Source organism: Marinimicrobium sp. UBA4209, from assembly GCF_002381585.1.
Lineage (GTDB): Bacteria > Pseudomonadota > Gammaproteobacteria > Pseudomonadales > Cellvibrionaceae > Marinimicrobium > Marinimicrobium koreense.
In genome coordinates this window covers 2,462-3,269 of record NZ_DFTP01000047.1, presented here as the reverse complement: position 1 = coordinate 3,269, position 808 = coordinate 2,462, and the positions used below count along the sequence as shown (strand labels likewise).

1 protein-coding gene is annotated in these 808 nt (G+C 64.9%); it reads right to left on the bottom strand.

Annotated features, from left to right (window positions below; genetic code table 11):
• The coding region (locus B3187_RS06560) for an acyl-CoA dehydrogenase family protein (RefSeq protein ID WP_286805258.1) at window positions 1-808 on the bottom strand (808 nt) is incomplete at both ends.

Below are 808 nucleotides of genomic sequence, written 5' to 3'. Positions count from 1 at the left end.
CCCGCCGATGGTCGAGGGCCTGAGCCAAACGCATTGCCAAGGTCACGGCGGCATCGCTTTCAATCACCAGGTCCGCCAAAACATTCTGCATCAGCGGTTGCTGCACCAGCGCCCGGCCAAACGCCCGGCGATGCACACAGTGGTGAATCGCCTGCACCACCGCCTGGCGCAGGGCGGCGGCCGAGGCGACGGTGCAATCAAATCGCGTCAGGGCCACCATCTCGATGATGGTCGCCACGCCCCGCCCTTCCTGACCCAACAGCCAACCCTCGGCCCCGCGCAGCTCCACCTCACTGGAGGCATTGGAGACATTGCCGGCCTTGTCTTTCAGCCGCTGCAATAGCAGCGCATTCTTGCCGCCCTCGGAGCGCCAGCGGGGCACCAGAAAACAGGACAGGCCCGCATCGGTCTGCGCCAGCGTCAGAAAACCATCGGAGTTGGGAGCAGACATGAAAAACTTGTGGCCGGTCAACCGATAATGATCACCCTGGGCCCGCGCCCGGGTGGTATTGGCGCGCACATCCGAGCCACCCTGTTTTTCGGTCATGGCCATGCCCAGGGTCAGCCCGGCTTTCTCGCTGAAATGCCGATTGCTGCCGTCGTACTCCCCGGACAACAACTTGGGCACCCAGGTCGCCGGCAGGCCCTCCTGGGCTTTCAGCACCGGAATACCCGCAAAGGTCATGGTGATCGGGCAACCGTGACCCTGCTCCAATTGCGTCTGCAGATAGACGCTGGCGGCCCGGGCGGCATGGGCGCCGGGCTGGGGGTTCTGCCAGGGACTCGCGTGCAGGCCCTCGGCAATGGC